Raw genomic sequence first — 17564 nt, forward strand, 5'->3', positions numbered from 1 at the left:
GAAGAGACCGACAACGGTGAGGCCCGCCACGCAACATGGGTCCCTCAACAATGCATCCATTCGACGCCTCCAAAAAATTCTCAGGAATCCATTAAATTTCCGGGATGCTACTCACCGCTCCGGTTTCCGTTCGATGACCTTACCCGTGTATCCCCCCGCCTTTCGCACCGCCTCCTCCAGGGCCTCGTCGGCCACCGCGTCGTCCACGGTGAGGTGCGCCTTCTTCTCTTCGAAGGAGACGTTGACCTCGCTGACGCTAGGGACCTTGGCCAGCGACCTCTTGATCGCCAGCGGGCAGAGCGCACAGGTCATCCCCTCGATCTCCATCTCCACCTGCTGCGCCGCCTGGACCGAAACGGCCGACAGCAGCAGTACCGCCACCAATAGCGTGAATACCTTTTTCATCATTCTGTACCTCCAAAGTGTTTGATCACCCGTAGATCCACAGCAGGATCTGCGGCGAGAAGAGCGCCGCCAGCCAGACGGCTGCGCCGATCCAGAAAAATGCCCGGGAGATGCGGCGGGCGCGGACGTCCTCCGGGCAGGCGCAGGGCGCCTTCTTCAGGTAGAGTTTCCAGAAGGCGCCGCCGAGCAGCACCCCGGCCAGGCCGAGAAACCAGGGGCGCAGAGGCTCCAGAGCCGTCAGTTGCCCGGTAAAGGCAAGCGTGGTCCCGAAGACCACGAACAGAATGGGTCCCAGGCAGCAGGCCGTTCCCAGAAGCGCCGCCAATATGCCTCCCAGGCTGGTCAATCTTTCCTTCCGCATATGATCTCTCCTCATTGCTTGCGGCCGGACCGGCCGCTCATTCTCGCATTCAGCACCCGCCTCCGGCCTGCGGCTCCGCAACTTCCGCCTCCTGACCCGAGCCGGCGAGCCTTTCCCGCACGAACTGCTCCACAGTGCCGAGGCAGCAGCGGCCCGCGGGGTTTTTCGTCTCGCAGGAGCAACCCTCCTCCCGTATGCGCCGGCGGATGTCGACCGCAGCCGTGCTTCTGCCGGTCCCCTCGATCTCCGCCGCGATCGACTCCATGGTATGGCCAAAGCAGTAGCAGAGCGGCCGGGGAGGGGCGCTCTCCTTGTTTCCGACCCGCACCGTGAGATCGTCCTTGAGGAAGATCTGGCTGCCGGGAGCGAAATAGACGACATCACACGCTGCCGCGCCACAGAAGGAACCGCAGAAGAAGTAGCTCCCTTCTTCCCTCACCTGAGCCGCCTTCTCCGGCTTCAGCAGCGCCCGCAGGGTGGCCGGCTTGACCGGCTGGCCGGCAGCGCCGCAACAAGGACAGGGCATGCTGACCGGTTTGGTCTCTGTCTGCTTCATGAACCATCCTCCTTGCTTTCTTCGGCCAGCGTCTCCAGGAGCGGGCACTCGCCGACGTGGCCGCGCTCCCGGCAGGCGGCGACCAAGGATCCCAAGGCATCCCGCATCCGGGCGAGAGCCGCCATCCGCCCCTCGATGTCGGCGATCTTCGTCTCGGCCCGCTGCCGCACCGTGGCGCAGTCTACGGCTTCGTGCCGGCAGAAGCCGAGCAGTTCGCCGATCTCCGGCAGGGTGAAGCCGAGCTCCTTGGCGCGACGGATGAAGCGCAATTCCGCTACCGTCTCCGACCGATACCGGCGGTACCCTTCCGGGGGCCGGGGAGGCTGCTCGATGAGTCCCTGCCGCTCGTAAAAGCGGACTGTCTCCACTCCTACGCCGGCCGCCCTTGCCACCTGCCCGATGGTCAGATCCTTCATCGCTTCCCTCCTTCTTTTTTTATCCTAAATGCCGTACCAAGGTACGGAGTCAAGAATATTTTATCCTAATCCACCTGAACGCACTGCCAGCATTTGACACATAAGAGGGCAGGTCTATTCTGAAAATGTTGAGGAATGTACGGGAGAAGAGTATGGGAAAATGCCAGAATTTTCTGGTAAGGGCCATGGCTATGGTCGCAAAGCGGGAAGATGTGGTGGGCAGGGTGTGAGGGGTCGACAATGAGGGCTTCCCTTCTCTGGGGTGCCGCCGTCGTGGTTTTCGCCATGGCACTTTTCGCGCTGGAGCGCTTCTTTCACCTGCGCCGGACCAAGCGCCCGCTGACCGGGCGGCTCCTGGTCAACCTGACCTTCGCCGCCGTCGCTTTCGTTACGGTAGCGATCACCGTGCGCCCCGCGGCCGAGGCGACCCTCGGCTGGACCGGGCGCAGCGCCTTCGGCCTGGCGCAGCTGGCAGCAATTCCTCCGGGCCTCCGCCCGGTCCTGGCCTTTTTGCTGATGGACCTCACCTTCTACTGGTGGCACCGGGCCAACCACCGCATCCCCCTGCTGTGGCGCTTCCACAATATCCACCACATCGACCCCGACCTGGACGTCTCTACCGCATTCCACTTCCATTTCGGGGAGCTCGCTTTCTCCTCCGCTTTCCGCGTGGCGCAGATCGGCCTGATCGGCCCCTCCCTCGGCAGCTACCTGCTCTACGAAACCTTCTTCCAGACCGGCACCCTCTTTCACCACAGCAACGTGCGCCTGCCGATCCGGGCCGAGCGCCTCCTCGTGCGTTTCATCGTCACCCCGCGCATGCACGGCATCCACCACTCCCAGGTGCGGGGGGAAACGAATTCCAACTACTCCACCCTCTTCTCCTTCTGGGACCGGCTGCACCGCACCCTGGGGCTCAATATCCCCCAGGATGCCATCGACATCGGCATCCAGGGGTACGCGGGGGAGAGGGACAACGCTCTGGGCAACGCCCTGCTGGCCCCGTTCAGGACCCAGCACGACTACTGGCGCCGTGCGGTCGGCAGGCTGCCGGAGCGAAGCGGTACGGAAGGAGTAAAGGGCCGCTTGGCCCGATAGGGACGGGTCGATCTTTGCGCCGACCGCCTGGCCGATGCACTTTTCGGAAAAGTCAAACGGGACGGATTCCGCCGGGTTTGCGGAAGCGCAGGCCATAGTGGTACGGATGCTGTTAGTTGGTCTTACAAGGTCTTCCGATCCAGACCCCGATACTGAATCGCCTCGGCCAAGTGCGACTGCTCGATCCGTTCGCTTCCTCCCAGGTCAGCTATTGTCCGTGCGACCTTGAGGATGCGAGCGTAGCTGCGGGCGGAAAGTCCGAGGCGGTCGGTGACCATCTCCAGCAGTTTCTGTCCTTCCTCATCCAGCGGACAGAACTTTCGGATATGGCGGGCAGCCATGTTGGCGTTGGCGTGCAGGCCGAAGGGGGCGAGGCGTTCACGCTGAAGTTGTCGGGCCGCTTCGACCCGGCCGCGAATGACCTCCGACGATTCGCCGTCAACGGGGTCGGTCAGGTCACGATGGGGAACCCGCGGCACCTCGATGTGCAGATCAATTCTGTCGAGTAGTGGCCCGGATAGCCGCTGCCTGTATCGCTGGATATCGTGCGGTGTACAAGTGCATAAGTTGCCGGATTCAAAGAGAAATCCGCACTTGCAGGGGTTTGAACATCTTTTACAAGTATTCCAACTCAAGCAATACCCCACATAAAATCGAAATTCCCCTTAAAATACGGCCACCTGAAGAACTCGTCAAAAAACCCGTTACCCTCGGTGATCACCTGCGCCGTCGCCGCCTTGAGCTTGGATTGTACCAAAAAGATGTCGCAATTCAGATCGGTGTAACGGCCTCAACCATCTGGAACTGGGAGCACGGATGGACTGTAGAGTTAAGATTTATGCCCCGCGTGATTGACTTCCTTGGTTACAATCCAATCCCTTGCCCGGAGGATTTGATGGGTCAACTGGCCTGGTACAAACAGGTCAAGGGTCTGACTCTTGAACAACTTGGGGCTGAGATGGAGCGAGATCCTGAGCAACTCGCGGACTGGTTGGCTGGCCGGCACAAGCCTTGTCGTAATAACCAGGAAAAAATTGAACTCTTTCTAGCTGGTCACTACAAAAGGTCTGGATAAATGGCTCGACTTGTCCTCAGCCTACAATCACTCCATACACCAGATAGTCTGTATAGCCGACGTAACACGCAAGTAAGGTGATGCCCTCATAACGGTTAATGCGTCCGGGGCCTCGGAATCCATAGCCAATGACGAAGAGTGCTCCGGTCAGGATGGCCATAACGAAAATATCCCGCGACAAAACTTCTGGGCCGACATCGAGAGGGTGGATCACGCCGGCAATCCCAACCACCGCAAGAGTATTGAACAGGTTTGAACCGATGACGTTGCCAAGAGCGATGTCATGTTCGCCTTTACGCGTCGCGATGATTGATGAGGCCAGCTCTGGAAGGGAGGTGCCAACCGCGACGATTGTCAGGCCGATGATCAAATCACTGACCCCGAGTCCGTGGGCGATCTCTACCGCGCCCCAAACCAAAAGCCGAGAACTTGCGATCAACAGAACCAGCCCAGTAACCAGCCAGAAAATGGCCCGACGAAGAGGCATTGCTCGCTCTTCCATTTCCTGTTCAACCTCGCCGCCGAATGCGTCAGTTTTCTTCTGCATCCCCTGCCAGATCGTCCAGGCCATCAATCCAGAAAATACTCCCAGTAAAATCAGGGCGTCACTCCTGGAGAGTTCACCATCCCAAAGTTGCCAGGCCGCCAGTAGTGTGACCGCCATGAGGATTGGCAATTCTTTGCGCAACACCTGTGAATGGACCGCGATCGGGCTGATCAGAGCGGTCAAGCCCAGGATCAGAGCGATGTTGGTGATGTTCGAACCGTAAGCGTTACCGAGGGCGATCCCGGGGTTGCCCTGTGACGCCGCAATCGCCGAGACGACCATTTCAGGTGCCGATGTTCCGAAGCCAACGATCACCATGCCGATCAAAAGCGCCGGCATTCCAAAGTGCCGAGCCGTTGAAGCGGACCCTTCCACAAACCGATCAGCACTCCAAACGAGGAGAATGAGACCGCAAACGACCGCGAGAACAGGAAATACCATTTAAATCCTCATCTTGCTGGTAAGGAAAATTATGCCTTTTTTTGCTGGGAAAATTCTGAATGTTTTCATGCCACGGCACAAGTCTAAACGCAAAAAAGCCCTTGGCGGTTGAGAACCAAGGGCTGGAATTCCTCTCTCCGAGAGATTTCAGTGAACGGTGTATTCCTTCCACGGTATTGCTTGGAAAGGTACGCTTGCTAGAAATTTGACAATATCCGAGCGTTCGCCCCTGTAACTTGGCACTCCTCTGCTGTCCTGGGCCATGATCGTGATAGGAAGGCCGGGAAAATGTCTCCGGAATGCACGTATCGCCTCTGATGATCTGATTGTAGAATCGAGTATGTGCTTCTTGACGACAACGATTGCAAAAGTGATTCCCTGCTCTTTGATAACTGCACCTTGAAACTTCATGGTTTTATTTCTCCTGAAAAAAGGGCCCACCCTTAAGGGGTGAGCCCTGCTTGCGATTATTTTTCCTTCCTGACGCCCTTGAAGGGCTTGTCGTCCGCTTTTTGATCCATGAAGCGGCCATCGGGTCCCCGTTTCGTCCAGCGGTCGTTTTGGGGGTTGTAAACCTGAGAGCGGTTCCTGACCGCTCCGTTCCTGTGTCCATCGCCTTTAGGCGGGTTGGTAGCCATAATAGTGCTCCTCTCTTTTCAGAGTTTGATTTGAATGTTCTTCTTCAGGGATTTTTCGAAATCCCCGAGACTCTTCCGGACCTTACTGGCTCCATCCCCCTGGAAACGGATATCCGTGCCACACCTTCGGCAGCGATAACTCTTTCCGGGAGCGAGTTCGCTCAATTTCCGGGTGAATCTGGCACTGCATTGCGGACAATCGAGATCGATTGCCATGTCGGAAAAGGAATTCATGATATTCCCGTTTCTCGGCAAGCGCCGGGTTCTTGGCTCCGGGCATTCTGGCACCGTCAAGGCTGCTCAGATTGCTCGGCGGCTTTGTTGGCAGTGAATCGCGAGAGGTTGTTATGACTTGAAGTTAAGGTGAGCGCATGATGTTCTCCTTTCAGCATGAACCGCATTTTGCGGGTTGCGATGCCGAAGGAGGTTAGGTATAGTTGCCAACACCCAATGCCTGCTGGCCGATACCCCACTCCTTCGGTCATCATGGTTTTAAGAGCCCCTGCAATGCCCTGCCAGGCAATGTGGGGGTTTTTTCATTGCCACGCTACCATATCTGGGCAGTGTGTCAATAGAAAATAACTACATATTGTGTTCGTTAAGTATGCCAATACATCATCTAGTGTTTAAGCGGCCTTTAAGCAGGCTTTAACTTGTGTTTAAAGATTTTTCCTTGTGCCTGCATCTCCCAATCCGCTAACAACTCAACTCATTTTTCAGCCGGTCCAGCTCGGCCCTTGGCAGTCTTCGCTCCATAAGAGGCCACGTTTTGATCCACCGGCACAGCTCCTCGGGGGAAAGCAGTCCCCGTTCATAAACCTCCTGAACCACCCAGATCGCTCCCCGATACTCGACGCCCTCCACTTCGCAACGATTTCTTAAGGGCCGGTCCCCAGAAAGAAGAACTTTGCCTTGGCTCTTTGCATAAAAAAGGCAGAGGGCGTCCGGAAAGCTCAGCTTTCCATCCATCATCTGCCTAGCGGGGGAGGCCCAGGTCATGTCCGAGGGAATAATGTCGATACCCGCCGCTTCAACTGCCTCCCTGAGCCCTGGTTGACTTTCGTGCTCGCACTCACCAAGAACTACATCCAGAACTTCGGTGGGAGCGATCCGGGGGAGGATTGACACCCCGTTCACGTCGAACAGGGTGATCAGAATGTTTGCGTCGGTCACCAGTATCAAGACTCAATCCCCCTCTTCGAGCCAGTTGCTCAGCTCTCTATGAACCTCGACAAGGGGCTTGTTGAGAATTTCTGCCGCGCGGGACGTGGTGATCTCCTCCTTGAGCAGGGCCTGATAAACCAATCTCTCCAGCCTGCGGAGCGTCTGAGGAAGCGGAAGAACCGGATCTTCCTTCGTCGGGCCATATTTTTTATCGAGAGCGTCATACTGCTGCCGCTTAAGAGACAACGGCATTAAGCCCACCTGGTTGGCCCTGATCAGGATCGTTCTCATGCTGATCTGGTAACGAAGCTTCAGGTCCTGGAGAAGAGGCTCCGGTATCCACTGCTTCCGGTAGTTACGCAACTCCTTTTCCACAACCGTTCGTGGCATCAGAACCGCTCCGGAAAAGTGACTGGCCATGTTTTCCTTTTCCCTGTCCTTGCCGGACTGAGGCTTTCCATACTCACGGCGATGGAAGATCAGGTGGCCGAGTTCGTGGAGGGCCGTAAAATATTGCCTTTCGGTCGGATGGCCGGCGTTGACAAAAATGACGCCACCCAGCTCATCCGTGTAAGCGGAAAGCCCCGACACCTCGTTTGGAAGCGGATGCAGGATAACCTTGATACCTTTCTCCTCAAGGATGGATAGAACGTCTCCGAGGGGGGCCTGCTCCACTCCCAGCCAGTCCCTGATCTCCTGCCCCATGGTTTCGGAAAGGAGCGGATCGTAGCCTTCCAGGTTTCGGGAGGGAGGGAGCGCGGACGGCTCTCCGGTCATGCTCTCCACCGAGGCGTAATCCCGATATTTTCTAGCCAACAGGGCGCGCAGTTCGGGACTGAGGCTTTCCGGGTTGTCCGAACGGAACAGAAGGGATGGTCCGGATTCTTTAGCTTCCCCCAAAAGGAGCTCAAGGGGCGTGTTCAGAGCCCGTGCAATCTTGGAGAGTTGCTCCAGGGACGGCGCACGCTCCCCGTTTTCCCAGGCCGCTATGGTTTGGCGGGTAACCCCAAGCAACTTACCAAGGTCCCCCTGCGACATGTTGGCCTGCTCGCGATAGCTCCGGAGCTCGAATTGCTGAGGATTCATGGCATTGTATGGTGTGACATCTTCGGACATAGTTTTATTCTCCATCCACCTTGATGTAAGGTTTATTTAACATCTACCAAATTTTTTCTATTTTTTCAAGGCTACTTTTGTTAAGTTCTAAGGGCCTGAAGATTTCAACGTTGGCAATGCACGCTGAGACGTTTCCAGGGTGCTAGATTCGCAGGGGTTCTTGAATGTCTCTGATTCCGACAAAGAGGCGCTCCAAGATCCCTCAAGGAATTAGCAGGCGCGGAATGAGGGCATCCAGGGCCTAGCTAAAGGGGGACTATCATGCAAAAGATTCACGGCAGCAAACTCTATTCGGCCAGCGACCTAGTCAATTTTCTCGATTGCGAGCATCTGACCACGCTGGACCTGGTCAATCTTGACACTCCCCTATCCAAGGCTGAGGATGACGAGCAGGCCGAGCTGATCCAAAAGAAGGGACTCGAACACGAGGCAAGATATCTTCAGGACCTTCAGGGTTCCGGCATCTCGGTGTTTGACGCGAAAGCTTCTGGCCAAAGCATAGCCGCCGCTGCCGAGGCGACCAAGCGGGCGATGGCCGAAGGTATTCCGGTCATTTTCCAGGGGTGTCTCCATTCTCCGGAGTTTGTTGGCTACGTGGATTTTCTCCGCAGGGTCGATCATCCCTCCGGTTTGGGCAACTTCAGTTACGAGGTCGTAGACACCAAGCTGGCAAGAAGCCCGAAGGCGAAATTCATCATCCAGCTCTGCCTCTACTCCGACTTACTGTCCGTTGACCAAGGTTTCCTGCCACAAAACATCCATGTCGTTCTGGGGGACCGGACCGAACAGAGCTACCGACTCGCCGACTACTATCGTTATTACCGCTCGGTCAAGGCGCGTTTTCTTGAACGGGTGAAAGGAGAACTCGCCCCAACGTACCCCGAGCCATGCGCTCATTGCGACCTCTGCCACTGGAGAAACTTGTGTCAGGAGCAATGGACTCAGGACGATCACCTCTGCCAGGTCGCCAACATCACCAAGATTCAGATCGACAAGCTTCGCTCTGGCGGCATCACGACCCTGGCTGGGCTGGCACAGCTGAAGCCCGACGATCATGTGCCTACCATGCAGGATGCCACATTCCAGCGCCTTCGCCGGCAGGCCGCCCTTCAGCTTGAGCGGCGGGAGACCGACAAGGATCTTTTTGAGCTTCTTGAAACCGACCCCGCCGAGACGAAAGGATTCCGGCGGCTGCCCCAACCAAATCCCGGCGACCTCTTTTTCGATATGGAGGGAGACCCTCTGGAAGAGGGAGGGTTGGAGTACCTGTTCGGTGTTTACTACCACGATGACGGCCAACCAAAGTTTCAGCCGTTCTGGGCTCATAGCCGGCAAGAGGAACGGCAGGCGTTTCAGGATTTCATGGCCTTTGTCATGGATCGCCTGGCGCGTTATCCGGACATGCACATCTACCACTACGCCCCTTACGAGGAGACGGCTCTGAAACGGTTGATGTCGCTCCATGGCACTTGCGAGGCTGAAGTGGACCACCTGCTGCGCTCGGAAAAGCTGGTGGATCTTTACAAGGTCGTGCGGGAGTCTCTGCTGGTCTCTGAACCGCGCTACTCCATCAAAAATCTTGAAACCTTCTACATGGAGAAGCGAACGGGTGAAGTCACCAACGCAGGGGCGAGCATCGTGTTCTATGAACACTGGAAGGAAACGCGGGACTCCGCTTTGCTCCAGCAGATCCACGACTACAATGAGGACGATTGCCGTTCCACGTATCTGCTTCGCGAGTGGCTGCTAGGCATCCGGCCTGGCGACTTGCCCTGGCTCAATGCAGACACTGAAGAAACTGCCGAGCAGCAAAAAAGTGATCGAGTCCATGAAGCGGAGGCCCGGCTTGCCGATTATGCGAACAGGCTGCTTGGTGGATTACCCGAGGATCGCGCTGAATGGAGCGACGATGATCGGATGCGGGAGCTTGTCTACCAGCTTCTGGATTTCCATCGCCGGGCGGATAAGCCGTCTTGGTGGGCTATGTTTGCCCGCCAGGAAATGACGGAAGAAGAACTCATCGAAGATCCTGAGGCGATAGGATGTCTGGTTGCGGACCCCCAATTGCTTCCCGTGGCGGAAAAACAATCGATGGTCTACACCTATCGTTATCCGGAGCAGGAATTCAAGCTGAAAGTCGGCGACGATTGCCAGCGTTCCGACACATTGGAACGCGCGGGGAAGATCGAAGACATCGATGAGAAACAGCGGCTGGTCCGCATCAAGCGAGGGAAGCGAAGCGGGCCACTTCCCGAACGACTTTCGGTGATCACCACTGGTCCAATCAACAACGAGATTCTCAAAGAAGCAATTTATCGGTTCGCCGATAGCGTTGTGGCCGGTGACCACCGTTATGCCTCTATAGAGGCGATCCTGAGGCGTTCTCCGCCAGAAATCAGTGGCCTTGCTTCAGGTGCGTCAATCGTGGCAGGCGGCGGCGAGGCGACACCTAAAGTGAGTGAGGCGGTCAGCCGCCTCCAGGAAAGCTATCTGTTCATCCAGGGGCCGCCTGGGACCGGAAAGACATATACCGGCTCCCATGTCATTGTCGACCTACTGGAGCAAGGGGCGACGGTGGGAGTTTCGTCGAACAGTCACAAGGCGATCAACAACCTGCTTGAAGCCGTAGAAGAGCGTGCGGCGGAGAAACAGGTAAGGATTCAGGGGGTCAAGAAGTCCTCCGGTCCCGACACGTTCTTGAATGGGGCCATGATCAGGGACGTCACAGACAAGCGAGCTGTCATTAGCTCTGGCGCAAACCTGGTGGCGGGCACGGCCTGGCTGTTTGCCGATCCCGACCTCGATCAAAGCCTGGACTATCTCTTTATTGACGAAGCTGGGCAGGTCGCTCTTGCGAACCTGGTGGCTTTGGGAACCTGCGCGAAGAACATTGTGCTTCTGGGCGATCAGATGCAACTGCAGCAACCGGTTCAGGGGGTTCACCCCGGACATTCAGGCGAATCGACGCTGGACTACCTGCTCCAGGGGAAGGCGACTATTCCAGACGACCAGGGTGTTTTTCTCGGGACCACCTGGCGCATGCATCAGGATGTCTGCCGGTTTATTTCCGATGCAGTCTATGATGGCAGGCTCCACCCTGAATCCAAGAATCAGAACCAGCGTCTTGTTCTCGCCCCAGACGCCCATTCAGAGTTGCGGCCTTCTGGCATCCGTTTTATCGGCATCGACCACAGCGGGTGTTCTCAGCGCAGCGAGCAAGAAGCGGAGATCGTTCGCAGTCTGTATGAAAGCTTGCTCGGGCAGCGTTACCTGGATCGCGATGGCATCGAGCATCGCATGTCGGCTGAGAATATCCTGGTTGTGGCCCCCTATAACATGCAGGTGAATCTGCTCAAGGATATTTTGCCTCGGGATGCCCGGGTCGGAACGGTCGATAAATTCCAGGGACAACAGGCGGAAGTCGTCATTGTCTCCATGGCCACGTCCAGTGCGGATTTCCTGCCCCGCTATATGGAATTTCTTTACAGCAAGAACCGGCTGAATGTGGCGATTTCGAGAGCCCGTTGCCTGGCCTTGCTGGTAGCAAACCCCAAACTGATGGAGATCAAGTGCCACACGGTCGAGCAGATGGCTTTGGTGAATACTCTCTGTTGGATTTCAGAGAATTCGGATGGTCCGCATTAAAGTCGATACTTGAGGACGCTCAAACATATCTTGACGGATGAGTGCAAATCAGCGATTATTTTCCGCAGAGGGGCAACATAGTCCTTCTTGACCCGGCGCGGCACCCCCCTCCGCTTCGCCGGGTCTTTTATTTTGAAAGATGACGATATGTGCGGCAGATTCGTTATGACCATAGAACCAGACAAGTTCAGGCAGTTCTTCGGAGTCCCCGAAACCCCTGATCTCGTTCCCCGCTACAATATCGCTCCCTCTCAGCAGATCTTTGCAATTTGTCAAAATGGAGATGGATACAGATTTGTTCGGAATTTTCGCTGGGGGTTGGTGCCGAGCTGGTCGAAAGACCCGGCCATTGGCCATAAGATGATTAACGCTCGCAGCGAAACGGTTGCTGAAAAACCCGCTTTTCGAGGTCCAATTCGTTACCATCGCTGCTTGATCCCTGCAAACGGATTTTACGAGTGGGCTCACCAGGGAAAAGAAAAAACTCCCTATTTTATCCACCGCAAGGACCTGGAGCCGATAGCGTTTGCCGGAATCTGGGATGTATGGAAGGGACCAGAGGGGAGCGTCGAGTCTTGTTCAATCCTGACGACTGACGCCAATAGCCTGGTGGCAAAAATTCACGATCGGATGCCAGTCATTCTCTCTTCGTCAGAGTTCGATACTTGGCTGGATCGTGAGATGACTGATATCGAAAAGCTGAAAATACTTTTCTCTCCCTATCCGTCAGATATGCTGGAGGCTTTCCCGGTTTCCGACGAAGTGAACAATCCTCAAAATGATTCTCCGGAGTGCTGCAGTCCCGTCATGGGAGACGAACCTTAGCTATACAGAACCTCCAACTTCAATGGTGCTGCAATCGCTCTACTTATGGGTTGCAGGTAGTCTGGAAACAAATGGACTCAGATCTCAGCCCGCCTCAATTTTTTAAGCAAGACGGCAATGGACTTGGGGACCTTCCCCGCTAAGATTGAATCAGCATTCTCTCCTCAACATGTTCAACACACCACTCCTTGCCTCGGTCATCGGCTAGAACCACGGTAAAAACAGACCGGCCAATCGAGGCGGAATTGCCGCCCTCCGAATAGTCATCAATCCCAAAGTGGGCAGAGAGAACCGCTGAAACCACAGCGCCAGGAGGAGCCAGTTGCCCGGAGTTTCGTAGGAGCGTTCTCTGGCACATTCCGGCAAGAATCCGGTTCCTTTCAATGTCGAATTCAGCTGGATCGATTCGCAGCTCAAGGAGGTCAATTGTCACTATCGGCAACCGGTGCTGATACGCCAACCAGGCATAATGCTGGGCTGAGCACGCAAACATATGGGCGATGCCACTGGCGAAGCTCTTGATATGCTTGCGGCCCAAATTTTTTTGTCCGAATGTCGTTTCTGCAGCTTCCACGGATATCAATCTCCGTATTTTGAATCAACCAGACAGGTTTACTCCGGCTGCCAGGCACAATCTACCCAGTGCTCTTCGTATCGATTCACGAAGTCTTGCATCTCGCGAATGTTGGACGCAGGTTCACGGCAGGCCCGGGCACAGGTGGAAACAACATCCCGGTAGAACTCCGGAGAGACATGCGTGATACCGGCATAATTCATAAGCAGTTCCGGAAGACGCTCCGTGATTTTTTCTCCGCGAGGCGTCATCACAATGCTCGGGGGTTCACCGTATGTGTTTATCAATACGTATCGCCAGCTTGGGTCTGCGGCACCCTGACGAGGGACAATCTCACAGGGGCGAGCATCTCCGCCTTTGGAAATGGATTCGTAGGCTTCTTTGAGAGCTAGTGGTTTTTGAGCCACCAGGACATAAGGTCCTGCCCCTACATAACAACCCATGCTCTCGTCGTATTCGATGCCGAGCAAGTCTTCCAGGCCAAAACGCGCATGCCGATCAAGGGGAGCCTTCCTAGAGGTGAACCATTGAAGTTCCCGCAGTGTGATCCCGGCACACTTGGCGATCTCTGCAGGCGGATTGGGCCAGCACGCCACGAGGTTCTTGGCGATTTCTGCCGCGTTGTCATAGTTACCGTCGGCCCAGAAATCATCATCCTCGACGATATCCTCTGGTGACTTCTCACCTGTCAGCAGCCAGGTACTGCCATTAAACCCATCGAGGTTGAAATATCGGGGTTGATCGGGCGGCAGAGCGGTCTCCCAGGATGACAGCCATGGGCCGGATTCCCAGTCGAGTTCACCGATCATTGTTGGCTCTGGCACTTGCGCCGGCAATGTCAGCCACCGCTGGATTCTATCTTCAACCTCGCGACTGCTCACACCTCTGTGACCATCCTTGATCCGAAAATCATGGTCATATTGAGCGTACCGGCAAAGAGCTTGGATGGGCCCAAGAGACTGATCTTTTCCATCGTGCTTCCTCAGCAGCCACCGGCTGGAGTCTTGGGCTGAGCGTAGGGAAGCTGGAAGGGATTTCTCCTTGGCATCGGCGACCTCGACCTGGACACCGATTTTTGCCATTTCCTCGACCAGTTCAGGGCTGGCCTTCGAAAGGTGGCGATTGACCCGAAGGATGTCTGGGCGGCCACGTAAGCCTTCAGCGTTACGCCACGCATCCAGCAGGACATCCCGGAATGCTCTAGGTTGATCGACTGGAGTGAAGGTCATCCAGCGAATGGGCAATCCGGCCACGGTAACCCCATAGAGTATGAGCGGGCTGAGCCCGTAACGCTCTGCATCCTTGATCTTGATCGGGTCCTGCACCGATACAATGCCATGTTCCAGATGGTGGAAAATGAACTTGGCAATCGCAACATAAAAATGATGTTCTCTTGGTGAAAGCATCGTCTGTCGATTCATTCTCAAGTTAAAGCCTGACCTGTAGCGCTCAGCCTGCCGCATCCAGGACCGGATATCTGGCTTCTGCCACCGGTTTGAGGCGTTACCTGAATCTGCGTGCTGATCCGCTCCTTCAAGGCGGGTACGTGTGAAATGACGCCGATCAGCTTGCCATCCTGCTGCAGGCCCGCGAGGGTTTCCAAAGCGGTGTCGAGGGCTTCCTCGTCCAGTGTTCCGAAGCCTTCATCCAGGAACAGTGAATCGACCCGGACTTTCTTGCTGGCCATATGGGACAAACCCAGCGCCAGGGACAGGCTGACAATAAAACTTTCGCCGCCTGAAAGATTCTTCGTGGATCGAATCTCCCCAGCCTGGTAGTTGTCCACCACGTTGAGTTCCAGAGGCTGAGCGTCATCACGAACCAGCAGGTAGCGGTCTGTCATTTTTTGCAGTTGACGGTTGGCATGACCAACCATCATCTCGAAGGTCAGCCCCTGGGCAAAATTCCGGTACTTCTTACCGTCTGCGGAGCCGATCAATTCGTGCAGGTTTTCCCACCTCAGGCACTCATTTTTCTGGGCCTCGATAGCCGTTTGCTTCTCCTTTATCCGCTCTTTTGCAGCGGTATTTTCACATAGCTTGTGTTTGAGACCGGCGATGATGTCCCGCAGCTCTTTCAGGGCATCCTCTTGTTCTTTAAATTGGGGTTCGAGCTCTTCCAGAGATTTGTCGGTTACCTTACGAGCAAGTTCCTTGGCCAAGCGTGTTTCCCGATCTTTCTGTCTGGCTTTCAGATCTGTTTGGCGCTCATCCAGATCCTTGGCTGTAGCTGTCAACTCCACCCGAGCTTCAGATGGCAATATGGCCGCCAAAAACTGTTCTTCATTTGAAAATCCCACAGGTGCGAGCGCTGTGGAGAATTCGGTTTCCAGGCCCCTTAGTTCCGGCTCTCGTAGGTCGATGCGTTTCTTCAGAGATTCGACATGGGCCTTCGCGGTATTCCATTTTTGTTGGAGCTCATTGTGCCGTTCTCTGGCCTGCTTTTCGGCACCTTCGGCATCAGAAATCGCCTTGTTTAAACGGCGCTCCTCATTGTCGGGATTCTTGTCGCCGTACAGTGCATTACGCTCATCTCTTCCGGCGGCGAGTTCCTTTTTCAAGGTATCCAGACGCTCCAGCTTTTCGGCCAGGGCAGTGCTTTGGGTTTCAATAACCGCACCCAGCCGCTTCACCTCGCTGTCGATGTCGGCAATCTGTTTCTCGATGTCCGCCTTTTTCTTGACCTGGGCCTGCCACGCCTTCAGCTGCTCCCTGAGAGTTTCGATCAGTGATGAAATGTCCTTTTCAGGGATGTCCGCAATACCAAGCGGCTGGAGTTTGGTAGTAACAGCCTGTCTGCGTTCGGCAAAATCAGCCCGAAGATTCACCAGGCCGTCCTTCACCTCGGCGAGGGCTTTCTCGGCGGCCTTCTTGTCATTATCCGCTGCTGACTCCAGCTTTTCAGCCTCCGTCAGGTTTTTACGGGCCAGGGTTTCAGCTTCTTCGAGCTTCTTGATGGCAGTTTCCTGATCCTCGGCTTTGCTAATCAGCCTAGTCAGGGCGTCGATCTTCTTTTCGGTTTCATCGGGAACAGGGACATTCCCTTCCGCAAAGGGGTGTTCGGTCGCGCCGCAGAGTGGACAAGGCTTGCCGTCTTCCAGTTTTGCCCGGTGATCTTCAAGCTCCGCAATTTTCGTCAGGAAGGCCATTTCACGCAGCAGGGTTTCCTTCTCGGTGCGGTATTCTCGCAACAAGCGGTCCCCCAGCATCTGGCTCAAAGCATCCTTGCCCTGCTGAAACTGTTTTGAGGCGTCCTCCAGCGCCTGCTTTCGAATGCCGGATTGCTTCTGACAGTCGTCGAATGACTTTGTCGCCAATTCCAGAGTCGTCGTGGCCGCTTCTTGAGCAGCCTCTTTTTGAACGATTTCATTTTGCTTGGAGAGCAGACCGCCAAGCTGTTCTTCAACGCCAGCAAGACCGCTGATTAACCATTCATCCTGTGCATGCTCCTTGAGGTAGCTGTCAACAAGATCCAGCGTCACATGAGCCTTAGATCCTTTTTCCTGCTCTTCGAGCAAGGCTTTTTTGTCAGCATCAATCTTTGCCGTATCCTTTTTACAGCCCTCATCACCTTCTGAAACAGCCTTTATCTGATCGGAAAGTTTCTGATCAAGGGAGCGAACCTTCTGCAATGTAGGCGTGACCGCTTTCAGCTCTTCTTTGGCCCGAGCGGTTTGTTGCTCAGCCGATTTCAGTGCTTCGGCTTGTTCCTTGGCGGAGGATTCCAGTCCAGGAAGAGCCTCTTCCTCAGCTTTCAAGCCTGCTCTGTCATCCACCTGTTGTTTACGAGTGGCAGTGAGCGTTGCGTATGCGCCGTCCAGTGAGGCGGCATTCAAAGCTCGGTTGAGCTTTTCCCGATCCGGTTTGAACGCCTCGATATCGCCCTGCAGCTTGCTCGCTTCATCGGCCAGGTTGACGATTTCCTTATTCAGCCCATCGATGATGGAGAGCCAGGCAATGGCCTTCCCGGTGTCAGCGGATTTGGCGGCAAGGTCTGTCTCTTCCTTCTGCTTTGCTTCGAGTGCCTGCCCAATCTCTTGTTCCTGCTCCGGCTCAAGAATCACGATGCCTGCCGTTTCAGCCTGGAGCAGGTTCAGTTTTTCCCGCTCTTCGCGCTGGCGCTCGTGGACGCGGATGGATATCTGGCTGTAGATCTCTGTGCCTGTTATCTGCTCCAGAATCGGAGCTCGATCATCGGGTGCCGCTTGAAGGAATGCGGCAAAGCCACCTTGGGCCAGCAACATGGATCGAGTGAACCGATCAAAGTCCATGCCGGTAGCCAACTCGATCTGATCGGCCACACCTCTGATCTTGGATTCGAAAATCTCGCCGGAATCGGCATTGGCAATTTCGTGTTTCGGGGCCTGGAGTTCGCCTTCCGGTTTCTTGCGTGCCCGGTGCTGGCTCCAGTGGCAGCGATAGCGTCCCGTCTGGGTCTCGAATGTCACCTCGGCAAAACATTCGCCGGTCTGGCGGGACATGATTTCGTTTCCGCTCTTGGTGACCTTGTTCAGGCGAGGCGTCCGCCCGTAGAGGGCGAGGCAAATAGCATCGAGGATCGTGGTTTTCCCCGCGCCAGTGGGACCGGTTATGGCGAAGATGCCGTCAGACGCGAAGGCCGGGTGCATCAGGTTGATTTGCCATTCGCCGACCAGTGAGTTCAGATTCTTGAAGCGTACCTGCAGTATTTTCATCGATAGCCTC

At 55.6% G+C, this 17564-nt stretch carries 16 protein-coding genes; 4 read left to right on the top strand and 12 right to left on the bottom strand.

The genetic code is table 11. The features are described 5' to 3' along the window. Positions 1-111 precede the first annotated feature (111 nt). Genes DBW_RS01415 through DBW_RS01430 form a run of 4 tightly spaced genes read right to left on the bottom strand, consistent with a single transcriptional unit; the run spans position 112 to position 1738 of the window. Entirely contained in the window at positions 112-408 is a 297-nt protein-coding gene (locus tag DBW_RS01415; protein WP_066723176.1) for a heavy-metal-associated domain-containing protein, read from the bottom strand. A gap of 22 nt (positions 409-430) precedes the next feature. Next, entirely contained in the window at positions 431-766 is a 336-nt protein-coding gene (locus tag DBW_RS18700; RefSeq protein WP_066723179.1) for a mercuric transporter MerT family protein, read from the bottom strand. A 49-nt stretch (positions 767-815) separates the two neighbouring features. After that, entirely contained in the window at positions 816-1322 is a 507-nt protein-coding gene (locus DBW_RS18705) for a putative iron-sulfur cluster-binding metallochaperone (RefSeq protein WP_066723181.1), read from the bottom strand. Then, entirely contained in the window at positions 1319-1738 is a 420-nt protein-coding gene (locus tag DBW_RS01430; RefSeq protein WP_066723185.1) for a MerR family transcriptional regulator, read from the bottom strand. The genes DBW_RS18705 and DBW_RS01430 overlap by 4 nt, the downstream gene beginning before the upstream one ends. Positions 1739-1978: 240 nt before the next feature. Between DBW_RS01430 and DBW_RS01435 the strand changes: the two genes are divergently transcribed. Further along, positions 1979-2836, top strand: coding sequence for a sterol desaturase family protein (locus tag DBW_RS01435; protein ID WP_066723188.1), 858 nt, complete (start codon positions 1979-1981; stop codon positions 2834-2836). 122 nt (positions 2837-2958) lie between these two features. Here the strand turns inward: DBW_RS01435 and DBW_RS01440 are convergent, their stop codons facing one another. Beyond that, positions 2959-3483 (bottom strand): ATP-binding protein, encoded by a 525-nt coding sequence (locus tag DBW_RS01440; protein WP_066729615.1) that lies wholly within the window; start codon positions 3481-3483, stop codon positions 2959-2961. Between DBW_RS01440 and DBW_RS01445 the strand changes: the two genes are divergently transcribed. Continuing rightward, a complete protein-coding gene (locus DBW_RS01445) occupies positions 3441-3911 on the top strand; it encodes a helix-turn-helix domain-containing protein (RefSeq protein WP_066723191.1) in 471 nt (156 codons plus the stop codon). The genes DBW_RS01440 and DBW_RS01445 overlap by 43 nt on opposite strands. A gap of 16 nt (positions 3912-3927) precedes the next feature. On the opposite strand, the gene DBW_RS01450 is transcribed toward DBW_RS01445, so the two are convergent. From DBW_RS01450 to DBW_RS01470, 4 genes are all read right to left on the bottom strand, one after another. Then, a complete protein-coding gene (locus tag DBW_RS01450) occupies positions 3928-4899 on the bottom strand; it encodes a calcium/sodium antiporter (protein WP_066723193.1) in 972 nt (323 codons plus the stop codon). A gap of 467 nt (positions 4900-5366) precedes the next feature. Beyond that, complete coding sequence (locus DBW_RS18710) at positions 5367-5537, bottom strand: hypothetical protein (protein WP_197463703.1); 171 nt, start codon at positions 5535-5537, stop codon at positions 5367-5369. A gap of 696 nt (positions 5538-6233) precedes the next feature. Next, entirely contained in the window at positions 6234-6719 is a 486-nt protein-coding gene (locus tag DBW_RS01465; RefSeq protein WP_066723199.1) for a type II toxin-antitoxin system VapC family toxin, read from the bottom strand. Positions 6720-6722: 3 nt separating this feature from the next. Then, positions 6723-7817 (bottom strand): XRE family transcriptional regulator, encoded by a 1095-nt coding sequence (locus DBW_RS01470; protein ID WP_231875368.1) that lies wholly within the window; start codon positions 7815-7817, stop codon positions 6723-6725. 261 nt (positions 7818-8078) lie between these two features. Here DBW_RS01470 and DBW_RS01475 point away from each other — a divergent pair, with 261 nt between their 5' ends. After that, positions 8079-11462, top strand: a complete 3384-nt coding sequence (locus tag DBW_RS01475; RefSeq protein ID WP_066723200.1) for a TM0106 family RecB-like putative nuclease — start codon at positions 8079-8081, stop codon at positions 11460-11462. Positions 11463-11609: 147 nt separating this feature from the next. Then, complete coding sequence (locus DBW_RS01480) at positions 11610-12287, top strand: SOS response-associated peptidase (RefSeq protein WP_066723201.1); 678 nt, start codon at positions 11610-11612, stop codon at positions 12285-12287. Positions 12288-12426: 139 nt separating this feature from the next. On the opposite strand, the gene DBW_RS01485 is transcribed toward DBW_RS01480, so the two are convergent. The 3 genes from DBW_RS01485 to DBW_RS01495 are packed head-to-tail and all read right to left on the bottom strand — an operon-like array spanning position 12427 to position 17554. Then, positions 12427-12861 carry a hypothetical protein gene (locus tag DBW_RS01485; RefSeq protein WP_066723203.1) on the bottom strand — a complete coding sequence of 145 codons (435 nt, stop codon included), beginning with the start codon at positions 12859-12861 and terminating at the stop codon, positions 12427-12429. 38 nt (positions 12862-12899) lie between these two features. Then, positions 12900-14282, bottom strand: a complete 1383-nt coding sequence (locus DBW_RS01490; protein WP_066723205.1) for a hypothetical protein — start codon at positions 14280-14282, stop codon at positions 12900-12902. Between the two features lie 2 nt (positions 14283-14284). After that, on the bottom strand, positions 14285-17554 hold the full coding sequence (locus tag DBW_RS01495) for an AAA family ATPase (protein ID WP_066723208.1): 3270 nt from the start codon (positions 17552-17554) through the stop codon (positions 14285-14287). Between the last annotated feature and the right edge of the window lie 10 nt (positions 17555-17564).

This window comes from Desulfuromonas sp. DDH964 (assembly GCF_001611275.1).
In the GTDB taxonomy this organism is placed as follows: Bacteria; Desulfobacterota; Desulfuromonadia; order Desulfuromonadales; family DDH964; genus DDH964.